This window comes from Nocardia sp. PLKS1-43 (genome assembly GCF_059510335.1).
This window is the reverse complement of record NZ_JCAJZQ010000005.1, coordinates 339,492-355,096: the sequence shown is the minus strand read 5'-3', so window position 1 is coordinate 355,096 and position 15,605 is coordinate 339,492. Positions and strand designations below refer to the sequence as shown.

The 15,605-nt window shown below is 69.0% G+C and carries 14 protein-coding genes; 7 read left to right on the top strand and 7 right to left on the bottom strand.

What is annotated here, in order from left to right; genetic code table 11:
• The first annotated feature begins 293 nt into the window (after positions 1–293).
• The 4 genes from rplU (at position 294) to proB (ending at position 3,998) form a co-directional block, all read left to right on the top strand.
• On the top strand, positions 294–605 hold the full coding sequence (rplU, locus tag AC5WS7_RS21020; protein WP_040820290.1) for a 50S ribosomal protein L21: 312 nt from the start codon (positions 294–296) through the stop codon (positions 603–605).
• 108 nt (positions 606–713) lie between these two features.
• On the top strand, positions 714–980 hold the full coding sequence (rpmA, locus tag AC5WS7_RS21015) for a 50S ribosomal protein L27 (RefSeq protein ID WP_067890806.1): 267 nt from the start codon (positions 714–716) through the stop codon (positions 978–980).
• A gap of 175 nt (positions 981–1,155) precedes the next feature.
• A complete protein-coding gene (obgE, locus tag AC5WS7_RS21010) occupies positions 1,156–2,616 on the top strand; it encodes a GTPase ObgE (RefSeq protein ID WP_495956247.1) in 1,461 nt (486 codons plus the stop codon).
• Positions 2,617–2,897: 281 nt separating this feature from the next.
• Positions 2,898–3,998, top strand: a complete 1,101-nt coding sequence (gene proB, locus AC5WS7_RS21005) for a glutamate 5-kinase (protein ID WP_495956443.1) — start codon at positions 2,898–2,900, stop codon at positions 3,996–3,998.
• A gap of 603 nt (positions 3,999–4,601) precedes the next feature.
• On the opposite strand, the gene AC5WS7_RS21000 is transcribed toward proB, so the two are convergent.
• The 3 genes from AC5WS7_RS21000 to AC5WS7_RS20990 form a co-directional block, all read right to left on the bottom strand.
• Positions 4,602–5,600, bottom strand: a complete 999-nt coding sequence (locus tag AC5WS7_RS21000; RefSeq protein ID WP_495956246.1) for a hypothetical protein — start codon at positions 5,598–5,600, stop codon at positions 4,602–4,604.
• A gap of 36 nt (positions 5,601–5,636) precedes the next feature.
• Positions 5,637–6,011 (bottom strand): hypothetical protein, encoded by a 375-nt coding sequence (locus AC5WS7_RS20995; protein WP_495956245.1) that lies wholly within the window; start codon positions 6,009–6,011, stop codon positions 5,637–5,639.
• An 85-nt stretch (positions 6,012–6,096) separates the two neighbouring features.
• Entirely contained in the window at positions 6,097–6,801 is a 705-nt protein-coding gene (locus AC5WS7_RS20990) for an ESX secretion-associated protein EspG (protein ID WP_495956244.1), read from the bottom strand.
• A gap of 365 nt (positions 6,802–7,166) precedes the next feature.
• Here AC5WS7_RS20990 and AC5WS7_RS20985 point away from each other — a divergent pair, with 365 nt between their 5' ends.
• Together AC5WS7_RS20985 and AC5WS7_RS20980 are read left to right on the top strand one after the other, a co-directional pair.
• A complete protein-coding gene (locus AC5WS7_RS20985) occupies positions 7,167–7,661 on the top strand; it encodes a DUF4254 domain-containing protein (RefSeq protein ID WP_495956243.1) in 495 nt (164 codons plus the stop codon).
• A 146-nt stretch (positions 7,662–7,807) separates the two neighbouring features.
• Positions 7,808–8,317 (top strand): pyridoxamine 5'-phosphate oxidase family protein, encoded by a 510-nt coding sequence (locus tag AC5WS7_RS20980; RefSeq protein WP_495956242.1) that lies wholly within the window; start codon positions 7,808–7,810, stop codon positions 8,315–8,317.
• Between the two features lie 24 nt (positions 8,318–8,341).
• Here the strand turns inward: AC5WS7_RS20980 and AC5WS7_RS20975 are convergent, their stop codons facing one another.
• The 3 genes from AC5WS7_RS20975 to AC5WS7_RS20965 form a co-directional block, all read right to left on the bottom strand.
• Positions 8,342–9,271 carry a D-isomer specific 2-hydroxyacid dehydrogenase family protein gene (locus AC5WS7_RS20975; protein WP_495956241.1) on the bottom strand — a complete coding sequence of 310 codons (930 nt, stop codon included), beginning with the start codon at positions 9,269–9,271 and terminating at the stop codon, positions 8,342–8,344.
• A gap of 41 nt (positions 9,272–9,312) precedes the next feature.
• Positions 9,313–10,299, bottom strand: coding sequence for a non-homologous end-joining DNA ligase (gene ligD / locus AC5WS7_RS20970; RefSeq protein ID WP_495956240.1), 987 nt, complete (start codon positions 10,297–10,299; stop codon positions 9,313–9,315).
• Between the two features lie 286 nt (positions 10,300–10,585).
• Positions 10,586–12,685 (bottom strand): RecQ family ATP-dependent DNA helicase, encoded by a 2,100-nt coding sequence (locus tag AC5WS7_RS20965; RefSeq protein ID WP_495956442.1) that lies wholly within the window; start codon positions 12,683–12,685, stop codon positions 10,586–10,588.
• Positions 12,686–13,212: 527 nt separating this feature from the next.
• On the opposite strand from AC5WS7_RS20965, the gene AC5WS7_RS20960 reads away from it, so the two are divergent.
• Positions 13,213–14,385 (top strand): hypothetical protein, encoded by a 1,173-nt coding sequence (locus AC5WS7_RS20960; RefSeq protein WP_495956239.1) that lies wholly within the window; start codon positions 13,213–13,215, stop codon positions 14,383–14,385.
• A 198-nt stretch (positions 14,386–14,583) separates the two neighbouring features.
• On the opposite strand, the gene AC5WS7_RS20955 is transcribed toward AC5WS7_RS20960, so the two are convergent.
• On the bottom strand, positions 14,584–15,465 hold the full coding sequence (locus tag AC5WS7_RS20955; RefSeq protein WP_495956238.1) for an alpha/beta fold hydrolase: 882 nt from the start codon (positions 15,463–15,465) through the stop codon (positions 14,584–14,586).
• Positions 15,466–15,605 lie beyond the last annotated feature (140 nt).

Sequence of the window (15,605 nt, the reverse complement as noted above, 5' to 3'; positions counted from 1 at the left end):
GCGCGAAGCGACCGGCAATGCTCGGGGTGCCGCGAATCCCTGTGGTCGAGGCGGGATTACCGGACGCAACCCTGGTTTTGTCGCTGGGGTGCGCGTCCTGTAACCTTGGACAGTCGCTGCTCGGCGTCAGCACTGTCTTGTGCGCTGGCCCGTGGCCCGGTTCGAACGAGAGCCACAGGCGCTGATGCGGCGGTGATTACCAGACCAGTCGTGCGGCGGTTTCCGGTGTTGACCGGACAGCGGCCGCGCGAGCAGAGTGCCGAGCACTAGTAGAGAAAGAGGGCAGCCGACCGATGGCAACGTACGCGATCGTCAAGACCGGCGGAAAGCAGTACAAGGTCGCGGTCGGTGACCTGGTGAAGGTCGAGAAGATCGAGGGCGAGACGGGCAGCGCGGTATCGCTCTCCCCGGTGCTCGTCGTCGATGGCGCTGAGCTGACCACCGATGCGGACAAGCTGGCGAAGGTTTCGGTTTCCGCCGAGATCGTCGACCAGACCAAGGGTCCCAAGATCCGCATCCACAAGTTCAAGAACAAGACCGGCTACCACAAGCGTCAGGGCCACCGTCAGAAGCTGACGGTCCTGAAGGTCACCGGCATCAAGTAAACGGCCTGCGGGATTCCCTCCCGCACACGTCCGTCGGAATCTCCGGGAAGAACCCCTCCCGCAGGTCCGTCCGGACCTGCACTTCATTCAGGCGAGGAGTAAACAGCCATGGCACATAAGAAGGGTGCGTCCAGTTCCCGTAACGGTCGTGATTCGAACGCCCAGCGGCTCGGCGTGAAGCGCTTCGGCGGTCAGGCCGTCCAGGCCGGCGAGATCCTGGTGCGTCAGCGCGGCACTCACTTCCACCCCGGCGTCAACGTCGGCCGTGGCGGCGACGACACGCTGTTCGCCCTCGCGGCGGGCGCGGTCCAGTTCGGCACCAAGCGTGGCCGCAAGACCGTGAACATCGTGGTTCCGGAGCCGGTGCAGGCCTGAGCCGCACCGGAGCCTTCCACACATTCTTCGAAGCGGGTCAGGGTGAGAAACCCTGGCCCGTTTCGTGCGTCCGGGGCAGCCGTCGGCCGGGCGGGTCGATTGCGGACCGGCGGAACGGGGGAACTCAGCGAAGGCAGATTGAGCACTGCCCGAATTACGGAGGATGATCAACAGCATGTCGAAGTTCATCGACCGCGTCGTGCTGCACGTCCGCGCAGGTAAGGGCGGGCACGGGTGTGCCTCGGTGCACCGCGAGAAGTACAAGCCGCTGGGTGGCCCGGACGGCGGCAACGGGGGCCACGGCGGGAACGTGATCCTCCAGGTCGACCCGAATGTGCACACGCTGCTGGACTTTCATTTCCATCCGCACGCCAAGGGCGGTAACGGCAAACCCGGCGAGGGCGGTAACCGCGACGGCAAACAGGGTGCGGATCTGCTGTTGCAGGTTCCGGACGGGACCGTGGTCATCGGTTCCGACGGGGAGGTGCTCGCCGATCTGGTCGGCGCCGGCACCACCTATATCGCCGCCCGCGGCGGGCGGGGTGGACTCGGCAACGCGGCGCTGGCCTCCAAGGCGCGCAAGGCGCCCGGCTTCGCATTGCTCGGCGAGGACGGCGAGGAACGCGATGTCGTCCTGGAGCTGAAGTCGGTCGCCGATGTGGGTCTGGTGGGTTTCCCGTCGGCCGGTAAGTCCTCGCTGGTCTCGGTGCTCTCGGCGGCGAAGCCGAAGGTGGCCGACTATCCGTTCACCACGCTGGTGCCCAATCTCGGCGTGGTGTCCAGCGGTGACACCACCTTCACCGTCGCCGACGTACCAGGCCTGATCCCGGGCGCGAGCGAGGGACGTGGCCTGGGCCTGGAGTTCCTGCGCCATCTCGAACGCTGTGCGGTGCTCGCCCACGTGGTGGACTGCGCCACACTCGAACCGGGCCGCGATCCGGTGTCCGATGTCGACGCGCTGGAGGCGGAACTGGCCGCCTACAAACCCGCGTTGAAGGCCGATGCCGAACTCGGCGATCTGGCCGACCGCCCGCGCGTGGTGATCCTGAACAAGGCCGATATCCCGGACGCCGCAGAACTGGCCGAGATGGTGCGAGCCGAGTTCGGCGAGCGCGGCTGGCCGGTCTACACGATCTCGACGGTGAGCCGGGAAGGGTTGCGGCCGTTGACATTCGCGCTCGCGGAGATGGTCCGCGAATACCGCGAGGCGCATCCGAAGGCGGCCCCGCCGCGACAGGTGATTCGTCCGGTGGCCGCGGGGGAGAGCGGTTTCAGCGTCGAGCGTGATGCCGAGCTCGAGGGCGGATTCATCGTGCGCGGTGAACGTCCCGAGCGCTGGGTGCGCCAGACGCAGTTCGACAACGACGAGGCCGTCGGGTATCTGGCCGACCGGCTGGCCCGCCTGGGTGTCGAGGAGCAGCTCGAGAAGCTCGGCGCCGAACCGGGTGCGCCCGTCACGATCGGCGACGTCACCTTCGACTGGGAACCGCAGATCTCCGCGGGCGTGGACATGGTGATGACCGGCCGGGGCACCGACCCCCGCCTCGACCAGACCGAGCGCATCTCCGCCGCCGAGCGCAAACACGCGTCCCGGGTCCGCCGCGGCCTGATCTCCGACGACGAGACCGTCGAATGACCCCTGCCCGCCGCACGACTGCCACGATCGCGCCGCACTCACGGTGCGGTGCCTCGGGCATGCTCGGTGCGCGGTTGCCTTTCCGGGCAGGTGCGGCTCGGTCGGTGTGGGCGAGGGGCGCTCGTCGGTGCCGCTCGCGAGATCGCGCTCCGGATGCGGCGGGGTGGGCCGGGCGTGTGCGGATCGCGCGATATTCCGGAGCCCGAAAACTGTTGTGGTGTTGATCGGTTCAGGTGAGGTTGATGAGTTCCGGTATGACGCGGGCGGATTCGGATCACGCGCTGAGCGAGACGCGACAGGTGATCGCGTCGGCGCGCAGTGTGGTGGTGAAGATCGGGTCCTCGGCGCTGACGAGTCTCGAAGGCGGGCTCGATACCGCTCGGCTCGATCGGCTGGCCGATGCGGTGGAGGCGCGCATGCGTGCCGGATCCGACGTGGTCGTGGTGTCCTCGGGCGCCATCGGCGCGGGCATCGCGCCGCTCGGATTGTCTTCGCGGCCAAAGGATCTCGCCACCAAACAGGCCGCCGCGAGCGTCGGTCAGCTGGCGCTGGCGCACGCCTGGGGCACCTCGTTCCAGCGCTACGGTCGCACGGTCGGGCAGGTTCTGCTGACCGCCGGTGACTTCTCCCGGCGCGAACATCATCGCAATGCGCAGCGCACTCTGGATCGGCTGCGTTCCCTGCACGCGATCGCCGTGGTCAACGAGAACGACACGATCGCCACCGAGGAGATCCGCTTCGGCGACAACGATCGCCTGGCCGCTCTGGTCGCGCACCTGGTCGGCGCCGACGCGCTGGTGCTGCTCTCGGACGTGGACGGGCTGTACGACGGTGATCCGCGCAAGGGCGGTGCCACATTCATCCCGGAGGTGCGCGGCAGCGCCGATCTGGACGGCGTGATCGCCGGAAGCGGTGGTGCGCTGGGCACCGGCGGAATGGCCTCGAAGTTGTCCGCGGCCCGCCTGGCCGCCGACGCCGGGGTTCCGGTTCTGCTGGCCGCCGCGTCGGACGCCACCCTCGCGCTGACCTCGGCCACTGTCGGCACCGCCTTCGCCGCCCGCCCGATTCGCTTGTCCGCCAGGAAGTTCTGGGTCCGGCACGCCGCCGACAGCCGCGGCGCGGTGCTGCTGGACGCCGGTGCCGTGCGCGCGGTCGCCAACTGCCGCCGCTCGCTGCTGGCCGCCGGAATCACGGGCGTGCGCGGCCGCTTCTCCGGCGGTGATGTGATCGACCTGGTCGCCCCCGACGGAGTTCTCGTCGCTCGCGGCGTCGCGGAGTACGACAGCTCCGAACTGGAGACCATGGTCGGCCGCTCCACCAGCGAACTCCCGGAGGGTATGCGCCGCCCCGTCATCCACGCCGACGACCTGGTCAAGGTCTGACCGCGTCGTCCGGGTTGGTGCTGTGACGTCGCGAGTGGCGTTCACCGGATAACGAATCCCGCGCCTGCGCAAGGCTTCTGCTGGTAAACCTGTTCCGCGGCAGGCGATCCGGTCAACGAGCAGTATCTGACCGCGTTCTTCCGCAATGTCGACGCGGGGCGCACGGTCGGGGAATCGGCCCCGCCACACGGTTTCGACGACACCCTTCGCCCCCGGGATCCGATCGCGCTACGGCGAGCCCGAGGCCGGCAGCGAACATGCTCGCGCTGCGGACCCGCGTAACCCTCGCGGACGATCACTTTCGTCGTCAACGGGCAGAAGATGCGGACTTCCGCTGCGCACCTTGCGGATTGGTTCTACACGCCGGTGCGCATCGAGCCCGAGACGCCGCCGGTCGCAGGGTTCGCGGTTTCCCTCGTAACAGAACTCGCAGTCCTGATCGTTCTCGACAATCCGGGTTCCGGTGCGCGCCCGCCCACCCGAGAAGCGCCAGGCGACGCTCCAGCGACATGGTGACCCGTGGGGAACTGGTAGGACGGGCTTACCAAACGCCATCCGCGCCGCTGGCCTGCGTGCCGCTGCGTTTCCCTCGCGCGGGTGAGGTCAGTGGTCCGGGGAGATGCCGGGCTGGTCGGGGGTGGTGGGGGTGGTGTTGTTCGGGATGGGGCCCGTGATGCCTGGCTGACCACCCGGATCGCTGAGTTGCGGGTCCGCGGGGAGTGCGGGCGCGGGAGAGGCCGGCGGGGTCGGCGGTTTGGGCGCTGGGGTGGGGGCCGTGGCCGGGGGCTGCCGAGACTCCGGGGGCGTCGGTGCCGGTGCGGCTTCGGTGGAAGGCGCGGGAGTCGCTGGGGGAGTGGGGTTTTGCGGTTTCGCGGGCTGCTGCGGTTCCGCGTGCGGCTGTGGTTCTGGGTGCGGCTGCGGCGCTTCGGGTTGCTCCGGTGCCGCAGGATGTTGCTGTTGGGACGGGACCGATTGCGGCACGGTGTGATTCGAGTGGTTCGGCGCGGACGAGGCGTCCCCGGGCAGTGCCGGGGGCGCGGGCAACGCCGGAATGCCGGTTCCCGCACCGGAATACGCCGGTTTGTAGATCATGTTCATCGCCAGTACGGCCTCTTGGCGCAGCGTCTCCTGTGCCAGTGCCGCATCGATGACGTGTGCCGCCTCGAGGGCGCGTGCGACCGCGCCGATCGGCCCGGAGCCGCCGGGCGGGGCGACCGCCAGCTTCACAGCTTCGGCCGCGGCGGCAACCGTGCCCAAACGCGCGCCGACCTCGGCCATGACCTCGGCCAGCTCGTCGAGCGACTCGGCGAAGCTGAGCGTGCTGGCGTATGCGGCGTCGGCCGCGGCGCCTTCCCAGCCGATGGAATTCATCACTCCGTCCGTGGTGGACCGGGTGATCGGCATCGCCGTGTTGATCGTGGCGGCGCCGTTCAGCCACACCAGCGACGCCCGCGCGATCTCACCGGCGTCGATCTGCTGCGTGCCCGCGTAGATCCGCTCGTGCGGTACGGACTCGAAATGCTCCATCGCGCTGATGTATTCGGGATCGGCGGGCCGCGCGTGCGGGCCGAAATGCGTGGCACCGAGGACGTGCTCACTCATGACCGGCCCCGTTCGCGCCGGCGGCCCCGGACACGCTCACCACGGCTGCCTCGACGACAGCGCACGCAGGGCGGCGGCGTGCGCGATATCGGCCTCCTCGTACAGCCCGGCGCTGAGCAGGAAGGCTTCCTTCATCCGATACGAGGCGGAGATGTACCGATCCAGCAGTGCGGCCGCGTCCCGGGCCTTTCGGGAGAACCCGGCCTGCAACTGCTCCGCGGAGAAGAATCCGCCGAAGCCGTGCAGGTGTGAGACCGACTCCAACTGCTGCTGCAGGGCGATCAGCCCCTCGGCCTGCTCCTCGTACTGCGCCGCGCACCGCCGTGCCGCGTCGGGATCGAAACGGACCGTGCCGCTGCGCGCTGCCTGCATGAACCGGGCGATATCGGCTTGACTGGTATCGATCGTCAATGCGCACCCCCTCGAGAATCGGTCGGTCGTGCCAAGCCTAACCGCAGGGCACGTCGGCGGTGTGTCGATGACGGTATCGGCGGCATCATCGCGGAATGCGTTTCTGCAGGTGGGCGCCGATCTGCTGGGTCGAGGCGGGCGTCAGGTGCACCTGCTCTCCCGCCCGGACCAGGTAGCGGCCGTCTCCGGTGACGTCGAACCAGGTGTAGTAGACCGGTGCGGGCGGTGTGGGCCGGTCCAGCCGCGGTTCGATCCGGATCTGCCCCTCGGCGCTGTGCGGTTTGAGCAGCAGCCGCCGGATGCGTGCGGCGAGTCGATCGGTGGCCACCACGGTTTCCTCGTCGCGGACCGCGGCCGCGGTCGCCGATCGGGCCGGTTCGTGTCCGGGCGGGGCGTCCGGCAGCAGCGCGGCGATGCGTGCGCCCAGTTTGCCGGTGTGGCCGATCGAAATATGCACCCGCCCACCGAAATCCGGTGACGATCCGGAGTCCTGTACGGCCAGTACGGCATGGTCGTAGACCGCGGCACCCACCGCGCGGATCTGCGAATCGGGGTCGTGCGCGCCGCCGATGGCCACCACGCGGGTATGTGGTTCGGCCAGTATGTGCAGGCAGGCGGACAGGTCCGGATCCGATCCCAGCGGCATGCGATCGTCCAGCGTGCGACGCAGCGCGGCGGCCTCGTGCTCGGTGCGGGCGGTTTCCAGAATCCGGATCGGGAACGGGTACCGGTCCAGGTCGGTCTCTCGCCAGATGTGTGCGAACTCATCCGGTGTGAAAGACCAACTCACGCCCAGACTCACCCTTCACCGTCCCGTCCCCCGAACCCGAACAAGCGTAACGGGACGTCGCGGGAGCGGCCAGACGACGTCGCGGAATCCGAGTTCCGACAGTCACCGGAAGGCCATGGAAAGGGCAGTGGGAGGGCCGCCGGAAAAGTGCATGCTGGAAGTGCACCCGGCGCCGCAAGGAGATGTCCCCTTCGCAGATTGCGGCACAACCGGATCCGGTGTGGTCCGCCCTTACCACACCGGGCTCGCGGTCCGGTTCCCGCGTTTGTGGCGCCGGGTGTGTACGTAGTGAAGGTGGGCGAGGTACTGACTGCGGGGCACGCAGGCCGCCGGACCGGCTCGCCGCGGTCCTGGAGGTACACGTCATGTACGTACCGCAACCCGAAGATCCGGAACAGTGGCGGGGCGGCGATTCGGCCGCCCGCCTGCCGGATTGGCACGAATTGCTCGCGGCTTTCTGCGGGCACGTCGGCGAGGAACCCGATGCCCACCCGGTGACGAGCTGGGCCCGCGCACTCGCCGAACTCCACCTGACTCGCCGGGAATCGCCGCTGCGCACCGCCGAGATCGATTGTCGCCGTGCCGAAATCGTCGCACATATCGACGACTGGATCGCCGCGGTCACGCACACCAGGCGTCCGGCTCCGCAATCGCTCGGCGCCGAGGTGGACGCCATGGCCGCGGCTCAGGTGCGCGCGGTCGCGGTGCTGCGCGGCGGTGCGGACGTGGGCGACGAGCGCGTCCACTCCGCCTGGTCCCTGCTGGCCGCCCTGGCGGACGAATGGACGGAACTGGTTCGCCGCACGACGCCGGCCGTCACCCCGGAACCGATCGTTCCGCCCCGCGCGGCCGGACAGTGAGGGCGGTCTCGGGACCGACGAGGGTGGTGCTGTTCGCCTGCTGTTTCCGTGCGTGTGGCCTGGGATGGGTTTGATCGTTGCCGATTGCGGGAAACTTGTGGTGACCCGGAACAACAGGTTCATGATCAGCGGGGCAGATATCGCAAATGGACAACCGAGCCGAGGAATACCCCGGGCAGTCGGGTGGGGCGGGCATGCCTGCGGGCGATGGGCACGGTGCGGGAATGCTCGCCGACGCGGATGCGTTCGCGCCGCAGGGCTCCCGAGATCTGACCTCCGCCGAGTCGCTGCGGCGGCTGGGGCTGGTGCGATACGGGCGGATCGTGTTCGCGCGCTATGCATTACCGATCATTCGCCCGGTCAACCACATCGTCGACGGCGACACGATCGTCGTCCACGCCAATCGCGCCGCGGCACTCTCGGCCGAGCGGCAGATGGTCGCGTACGAGGCGGATGTCATCGATGAGAACACTCGTCGCGGGTGGTGCGTGATCGTCACCGGGGCCGCGGAACCGGTGCAGGATCCCGAGGAGATCGAGCATTGCCGCGCACTGCTGCGGCCGTGGCTGCCGGGCCCGCGCGAACACCTGGTGCGCATCCTGCCCGATATGGTCACCGGACTCGAATTCGTCGATCCGGCCGACGCCGGGCAGTAGTACGCCCGAAGACGACCCGTCCGTTCAGTACCCCGCGGCGACGTCGATGCGGGCGATCAGCTCGCGGCCCCGGGTGAAACGGCCCACATTCTCCGCGACGTGCTCGGCGAAGGCGACGGTGCGCAGCTGCGGCGGATTCGAATCGTGCGGTGTGAGCAGGACATTGGGCAGATCCCACAGTGGGTGGCCGTCGGGCAGCGGTTCCGGGTCGGTCACGTCGAGTCCCGCGCCCCCGATCCGGCGTTCGCGCAGCGCGCCGAGAAGCGCATCGGTGTCCACCAGAGTGCCACGGGCGATGTTGATCACCCACGAGTGCGGTTTCAGCTGTGCCAGTTCGGCTTTGCCGAGTAGATGCCGGGTGCCGGGAGTGGCCGGGGCGGCGATCACCACGTGATCGGTGCGTGGCCAGACCTGTGGGAGCTGCTGGGCGGGAAGGGTTTCCACCACTCCGGGCAGGTCCACCGGGGTGCCGGACCGGTTCACCGCGATCACCCGGGAACCGAGCGGAGCGAGCAGGGTGATCAGTTCGCGGCCGATGCCCCCGGCGCCGACGACGGCGACCGTGGCGCCCCGCAGCGTGCCGATACTCCGGCCGAGCTCGGCCCTGCGCCAGCTACGCGCCGCGAGATGTTCGGGCAGCGCGCGCACGCCCGCGAGCAGCAGCATCAGCGAGTGTTCGGCCACCGTCCTGGCGAAAGCGCCTGCGGCGGAGGTGAACAGGACGTTCGGATGGCGCTCGAAGACCGGTGTGTCGAACCATTCCTCGACGCCCGCGGAGAACAGCTGCACCCATTCGATGTTCTCCGGCAACTGCTCGGGAAATCCGTCCGGGCCCGCATCCCAGACCAGGGCCCGCGCGGCGTCCAGGTCGGCCAGTTCGCCCCCGGCCCCGGTGATCGCTCGTTCCAGCAGCGGGGTGCGGTTTGGTCCGAGCGCGATGGGGGTCGCCGTCATGAGGATCTCCTGTGCGATGTCCGGGCCGGTCGGATCCGACGTTAGCCGGGCGCGTCCGATTCGGTGTCGCCGGTGTCCTCGTCCAGATCGATCTCGACGGGTTCGCGTTCGGCCCATTCCAGGAGTTGATCGATCCGGAACACCGCGTCGTCCATGCCCGCGTGCAGATCGCCCAGTTCGGCGTAGCGGGCGGGCACGGTGGTAATGGTGAAATCGCGGGGTTCGATATCCGGGATCTCCGCCCAGCGCACCGGCGTGGAGACGGTTGCCGCCGGGACGCCGCGCACCGAATAGGCGGCGGCGATGGTGTGGTCGCGGGCGTTCTGGTTGTAGTCGACGAACAGCAGCGTGGGGTCGCGGTCCTTTCGCCACCAGGTGGTGGTCACGTCGTCGGGTGCGCGGCGTTCGACCTCCCGGGCGAATGCCAGTGCGGCCCTGCGCACGTCGGCGAAACCCCATTCCGGCGCGATCCGGACATACACGTGCAGGCCCTTGCCGCCGGAGGTCTTCGGCCAGCCGACCGCACCTATCTCGTCCAGCACCTCGTGCACCACCCCCGCTACCCGCTGCACCCGCGACCACGGGCATTCGGGCATCGGATCCAGGTCGATCCGCCACTCGTCGGGTTTCTCGGTGTCGAAGCGGCGCGAATTCCACGGATGGAACTCCACGGTCGACATCTGCACGGCCCATGCGACATCCGCGAGCTCGCGCACACACAATTCGTCGGCATGCCGTCCGTAACGCGGAAAATACACGCGCACAGTGGAAATCCAGTCCGGTGCACCCGCGGGCAGCCGCTTCTGATGCACCTTCCCGCCCGGCAGTCCCTTCGGAAACCGATGCAACATGCAGGGCCGATCCCGAAGCGCGTTCACGATGCCCTCGCCCACCTCGAGGTAGTACCGCACCAGATCGAGCTTGCTGGCCCCGATCTCGGGAAAGTAGACCCGATCAGGGTTGGACACCCGCACCGTACGGTCGCCGACCGTCAACTCCACCGCCGGCGAGGCAGACTTACTGGCCACCCGACCGACGATAGCGAGTCGATCATGCTTCCCGCACGCGAACATGCCCACTCGTCCCCTCCGGCGGTCACCGTATTCCGGCAGGGCGTGTGTGAACGTCGTCGGGCTCCGCGCGACTCGGCGATATCGGTGCGGATCCAAATTCGCGGCCGCGGTCACGAAGATTTTCACGGCTTGCAACGGACGTCGCCAGAGCCTGGACCATCGAGTACGAGACTCCGGAGTGGTGGCGGTCACCTGTGCGGCGCGACGAGGGCCGCGGCTGTGATGGGCCATCGGCCGGGCGTCAGGTGGGGGTGGCGAGGGCAAAGGGGAGAACGGCGGGGGCTCCGGCGGTTCTGAGGGTGTGCGCGGCCATGGTGAGGGTCCAGCCGGTATCGGTGAGGGCGTCGACGAGGAGGACGGGGCCGTCGAGATCGTCGAGGGGCGGGGTGTCCCAGGAGTCGTACAGGGCGGCGACGCGGTGTGCCGAGTTGGCGGCGGAGACCGGTGGGCGGCCGGGACGAATGTGCAGGGTGCCCAGGTCGCGGAGGCGGCCGATATGGGCCAGGCGGGCGGCGAGGTCGGCGGTCAGCTTGGGATGAGTCGGGGATTCCATGGCCATGACGGCGGTGGGCCGTTGCTCCCAATCCCAGCCGCGCAGGACCGCGATGCACGCGTCGACGATGTGGTCGGGGACCGGTGCGTCGGGGCCGTCGAGCAGTGGACGCAGGCGCTGTCCCCAGCCCAGGTCACTGAGCCGGCCCAGGACCCGGCCGGTGGCCGGACCGTCGGTTATCTTGCCGGACAACGGGATTCCGAGCTTCACCATACCGGTCGGCCACTGTTTGCGCGGGGACAGGTCGATACCGGGCCGGTCCAGACGGGTTCGGATGGCGGCCAGATCCTCGGTGTCGACTGCCGTATCGGGGCGGACGCCGGTGCAGTTGTCGCACCGCCCGCAGGCCGGGGCATCGGACCCTGCCGCGCTCAGCGCCGGATCGTCGAGCTGGCGGCGCAGGAAACTCATCCGGCATTCGGTGGTCGTCTGATAGTCGATCATCGCCTGCTGCTCGGCCTCGCGCGCCCGGGACAAGCGTTCGTAGCGTTCGGTGTCGTAGGTCCACGGTTCGCCGGTGGCGAGCCAGCCGCCTCGGACCCGGCGCACCGCCCCGTCGACATCGAGCACCTTGAGCACCATCTCGAGCCGGGAACGATTGAGTTCGACCAGCGGTTCGAGCGCGCTGGTGGACAGCGGGCGTTCGGAATCCAATGCGTCCAGGACGGCGCGGACGATATGTTCGCGCGGAAAGGCAACGGAGGCAAAGTAACTCCAGATCCGCCGGTCCTCCGGACCGGGCAGCAGCACCACCTCCGCGCGATCCGTGCCACGACCCGCGCGACCCACCTGCTGGTAGTAGGCGATCGGCGAGGACGGCGCGCCGACGTGCACGACGAATCCCAGATCCGGCTTGTCGAACCCCATGCCCAGGGCCGAGGTCGCCACCAGTGCCTTGACCTCGTTGTCCAGCAGGGCTTGTTCGAGCGCCTCCCGTTCGGCGGGATCGGTCCGGCCGGTGTACGCGCCGACGCGGTGGCCGTGTGAGCCGAGCACGTCCGCGAGGTCGTGGGCGGCCGCGACGGTGAGGGTGTAGATGATGCCCGAGCCGGGGAGTTCGTGCAGATATCGGCTGAGCCAGGCGGTGCGCGCGGTCGCATCCTCGATCTGCACGACCGACATGTGCAGCGATTCGCGGTCCAGGGTGCCGCGCAGAACCAGGGTGTCGGTACCGATCTGACCGGCCACATCGGTGACCACGCGGTCGTTCGCCGTGGCCGTGGTGGCCAGGACCGGCACGTCGTGGCCGAGATCGGCGACCAGGGTACGGATCCGGCGGTAGTCGGGCCGGAAGTCGTGACCCCAGTCCGAGACGCAGTGGGCCTCGTCGATCACGACCAGGCCGGCATCGGCGGCCAACTCGGGCAGGACCGCATCGCGGAAGTCGGGATTGTTCAAGCGCTCCGGGCTGACCAGCAGGACATCCACCGCTCCGGCCGCCACCTGCGCGTGGATGTCGTCCCACTCGGTCATGTTCCCGGAGTTGATGGTCGCTGCGACGACACCCGCTCTGCGTGCCGCCGCGACCTGGTTGCGCATCAGCGCCAGCAGCGGCGAGACGATCACCGTCGGCCCGCGTCCCGCCTTGCGCAGGAGTTTGGCGGCGATGAAATACACCGCCGACTTGCCCCAGCCGGTGCGCTGCACGACCAGCGCTCGCCGCCGCTGCCGGACCAGCGCGTCGATGGCGGTCCACTGGTCCTCTCGCAGGTGAGCGTGTGGCCCGGCCAGGTCACGCAGCAGTGCCTCGGCGGATTCGCGCAGGTCGGTTGTAGTCACGCCGACCATGGTGCCCGAGCCCACCGACACACTCCACCGTCCGATGGACAGCCGCACCCGATGTCGGCATCCGCACCCGTCCCAGGACTTGCTCCAGGTGCGGATGTGCGCACGGAGTGCGGTTGCCCGGCTCGCGACCACCGCGGCGCGCGTCCGCGAACTGGTCGCCTGTACACCGTCCAATCCTTCGCATCCCGTCGAGACGACTGCTGACCGGCCGCACCTCGTATCCGGATCCGCACGGTTTCGGTCAGGCTGCGAAGTATGCGAATCATGGCAGCGGGTGCGGCTGTGACCTGGTCAAATGACTATGGAACCGGATCGGGCCACCTCGCGTCGAACTAGAACAAACCCGGTTCGACCAATTCGTATGGGGAGGTTCGAGCGTTGAAGCACTGTCAAGGTTGTCGCACCTCGTGGCGTAACGGAATCGGCTCTCGCGCACCGCGCGTCCGTCCCGTCCTTCGGCACGATGCGTACTGTGAGCGGTTCACCTCGCGCCCCACCCGGCGCCCGCGCCCGGAGACCGATTTCCGGTGAGCGCCACGAGGTTGCATCCGGTCTTCGGTTCCGCGCCGGGCCCGCGCCTCGCGAACCGGCTCGCTCGGCCCGGCGGTTCGGCGACGGGGCAGGGGTGTCGTCCGCAACTCGGCCCGGGGGCCGTGGGCGACGACGGGGGAGATGCGGCCGCGCCGCACGATTGCGCCGCCGCGGCGCAGCCGGTATCCGCCGAGCAGGCCCGGATCCATCGGCGGCGGGATGCGCTCGCCCGTGGTCTGACCGACGATCAGATTCGCCGGATGTGCAGCGGCGGGCGGTGGCGTCGGCTGCGGCGCGGGGTCTATTCGGAGGAGGCGGTCTACGCCGAGCTGGACGCGGTTGCCCGCCATCGTGTTCTGGCCGCGGCGGTGCTGCCCGATATGGCGGCCGACGCCGTGGTGAGTCATCAGTCGGCGGCGGCGATCTACGGTGCGCCGATCTGGGCCGCGCCGATGGATCGTCTCTGCGTCACCCGCAACCGCCGCAATGGCGGCCGGATCAAACCGGATCTGAAGGTGCATTGCGCACCGATCGATACGGTGGCCGAGGTGGGTGGCCTGCTGTTGAGCACACCCGCGCGCACCATCGTCGATCTGGGGCGCACGGTCTCGTTCGAGTCCGCGGTCGTCGCGGGCGACTGGCTGGCCCGCGAATACGGTGTCACCGCAGCCGATCTCGAGGCGGAGTTGGCGGCGGCGGGTCGACGTCGCGGAATCGATCGAGCGCGGCAGGTGGTGAGATTCCTGAATCCGCACAGCGAGAGCGTCGGCGAGTCGCGCAGCCGGGTGATGCTGCGCGAACTCGGCCTGCCGATACCGCAGTCACAAGGCGACGTCTTCACCGCCGAGGGCAGATTCCTGGGCCGGGTCGACTTCTATTTCGGCGATAGCGGCATCGTCGGTGAATTCGACGGCCGCACTCGCTATGGCCGCCGGATCCACCCTGGGCACGATCCGGCGGACGCGGCCGCGGCCGAGAGACGACGTGAGGATGCTCTGCGCGGCACAGGTTTCCACGTCATCCGCTGGACCTGGGACGAACTGCCCACCGACGCGGTGACCGCCCGCTTCCGCGCCGCGCTCGCCCGGATCGGCCGCCAGCGCCCGCAGGGACACATCCGCCGGTCATCCTTGCCCGAGCCCACCCCATTGCTGATCCGAAGTCTCTGACCGGCAACGATATTCGGAACACGACTGTCGTCCCGGCTCGGACATAGCCGGCCGTCCGAGCCGGGCAGCCCGGCCGGCCGGGTATCCGTATCGCTGGTCGCTACGGGCCCAGAGTGCCGGTTTCTTCGTCCGCGGTGCCGACCGCGGGCGGGCGGGGGCCGCGGGCGCGGCCACCGAAGCGGCCGATCCGGTTCTCGCTCAGCCGGTTTCGGCCGCCAAGGCCAACAGGTGTGCGCGGACCAGGTCGGGACGTTCCTCGGGGATGAAATGCCCGCAGCCGGGAACGTATTCGACGGTGTAGTCGGTGGCGTCGGCGGTTTCGGCGGCGGCCAGTGAACGGTGGATGGCACTGTCGGCGGTACCGAAAAGAGCGCGAATCGGCAGCGTGGCGCGGCGTCGCTCACCGCGGCGCAGGGCGGGGACCTCGCGCAGCAGGAAGGTCCGGTAGGTGTCGGTGGCCGCGCGGGCGGGGACCGGATCGCGGAAACGATCGGTATAGGCGTGCACCACCTCCGGTGTGAACTCGGTGGAATCGGCGACCGCGATCCGGAACAACCAGTCCAGGAAGGGGGTGTGCTGCTGCAGCGGCATGCCCAGTGCCGCGACGAGCGGTTGATACAACAGGAATCGCCACACGTGCGGCGCGAGGGTGCGCGGGGTCTGCCACGGGTGCGCCATGTTCAGCGGCGCGAATCCGGAGAACCGCTCGGGTTCGCGCAGGACCATCCGGAAGCCGACATATCCGCCCCAGTCGTGACCGACCAACAGGGTGCGTTCGGCGGTCAGCGAATCCAGCAGGGCGAGCACATCACTGGCGACCTCCTCCTTGAACCAGCGGTGCGGCGCCGGTCCGGACCAGCCGTAGCCGGGCAGATCCGGTGCGATGATCCGCAGTCCGGGCGGTGGGTCGGCGAGCAGGTGCCGATAGGCGTAGTGGTGCTGTGGCCAGCCGTGCAGTGCGAGAACCGGCCGGCCGTCGACAGGACCCGCCTCGGTGACGTGGAATCGCACACCGCGGGCGGTGATACGGCTGCGGCGCACTCCGGCGATGTCGGGGGGCTGTGAGATCGCATCGGGCATATTCGATGCTAACCGTCCGCAACCCGGCGAGTCGTCACCCGAAGGATTTCGGCGTCCGCGAGGATAATTCAGGCGCCGGGCGCGACAATGGGTGCGGCAGCGGCAATGAGCCCTCGCCGCACCGTGGGAGCAGGGAGGAC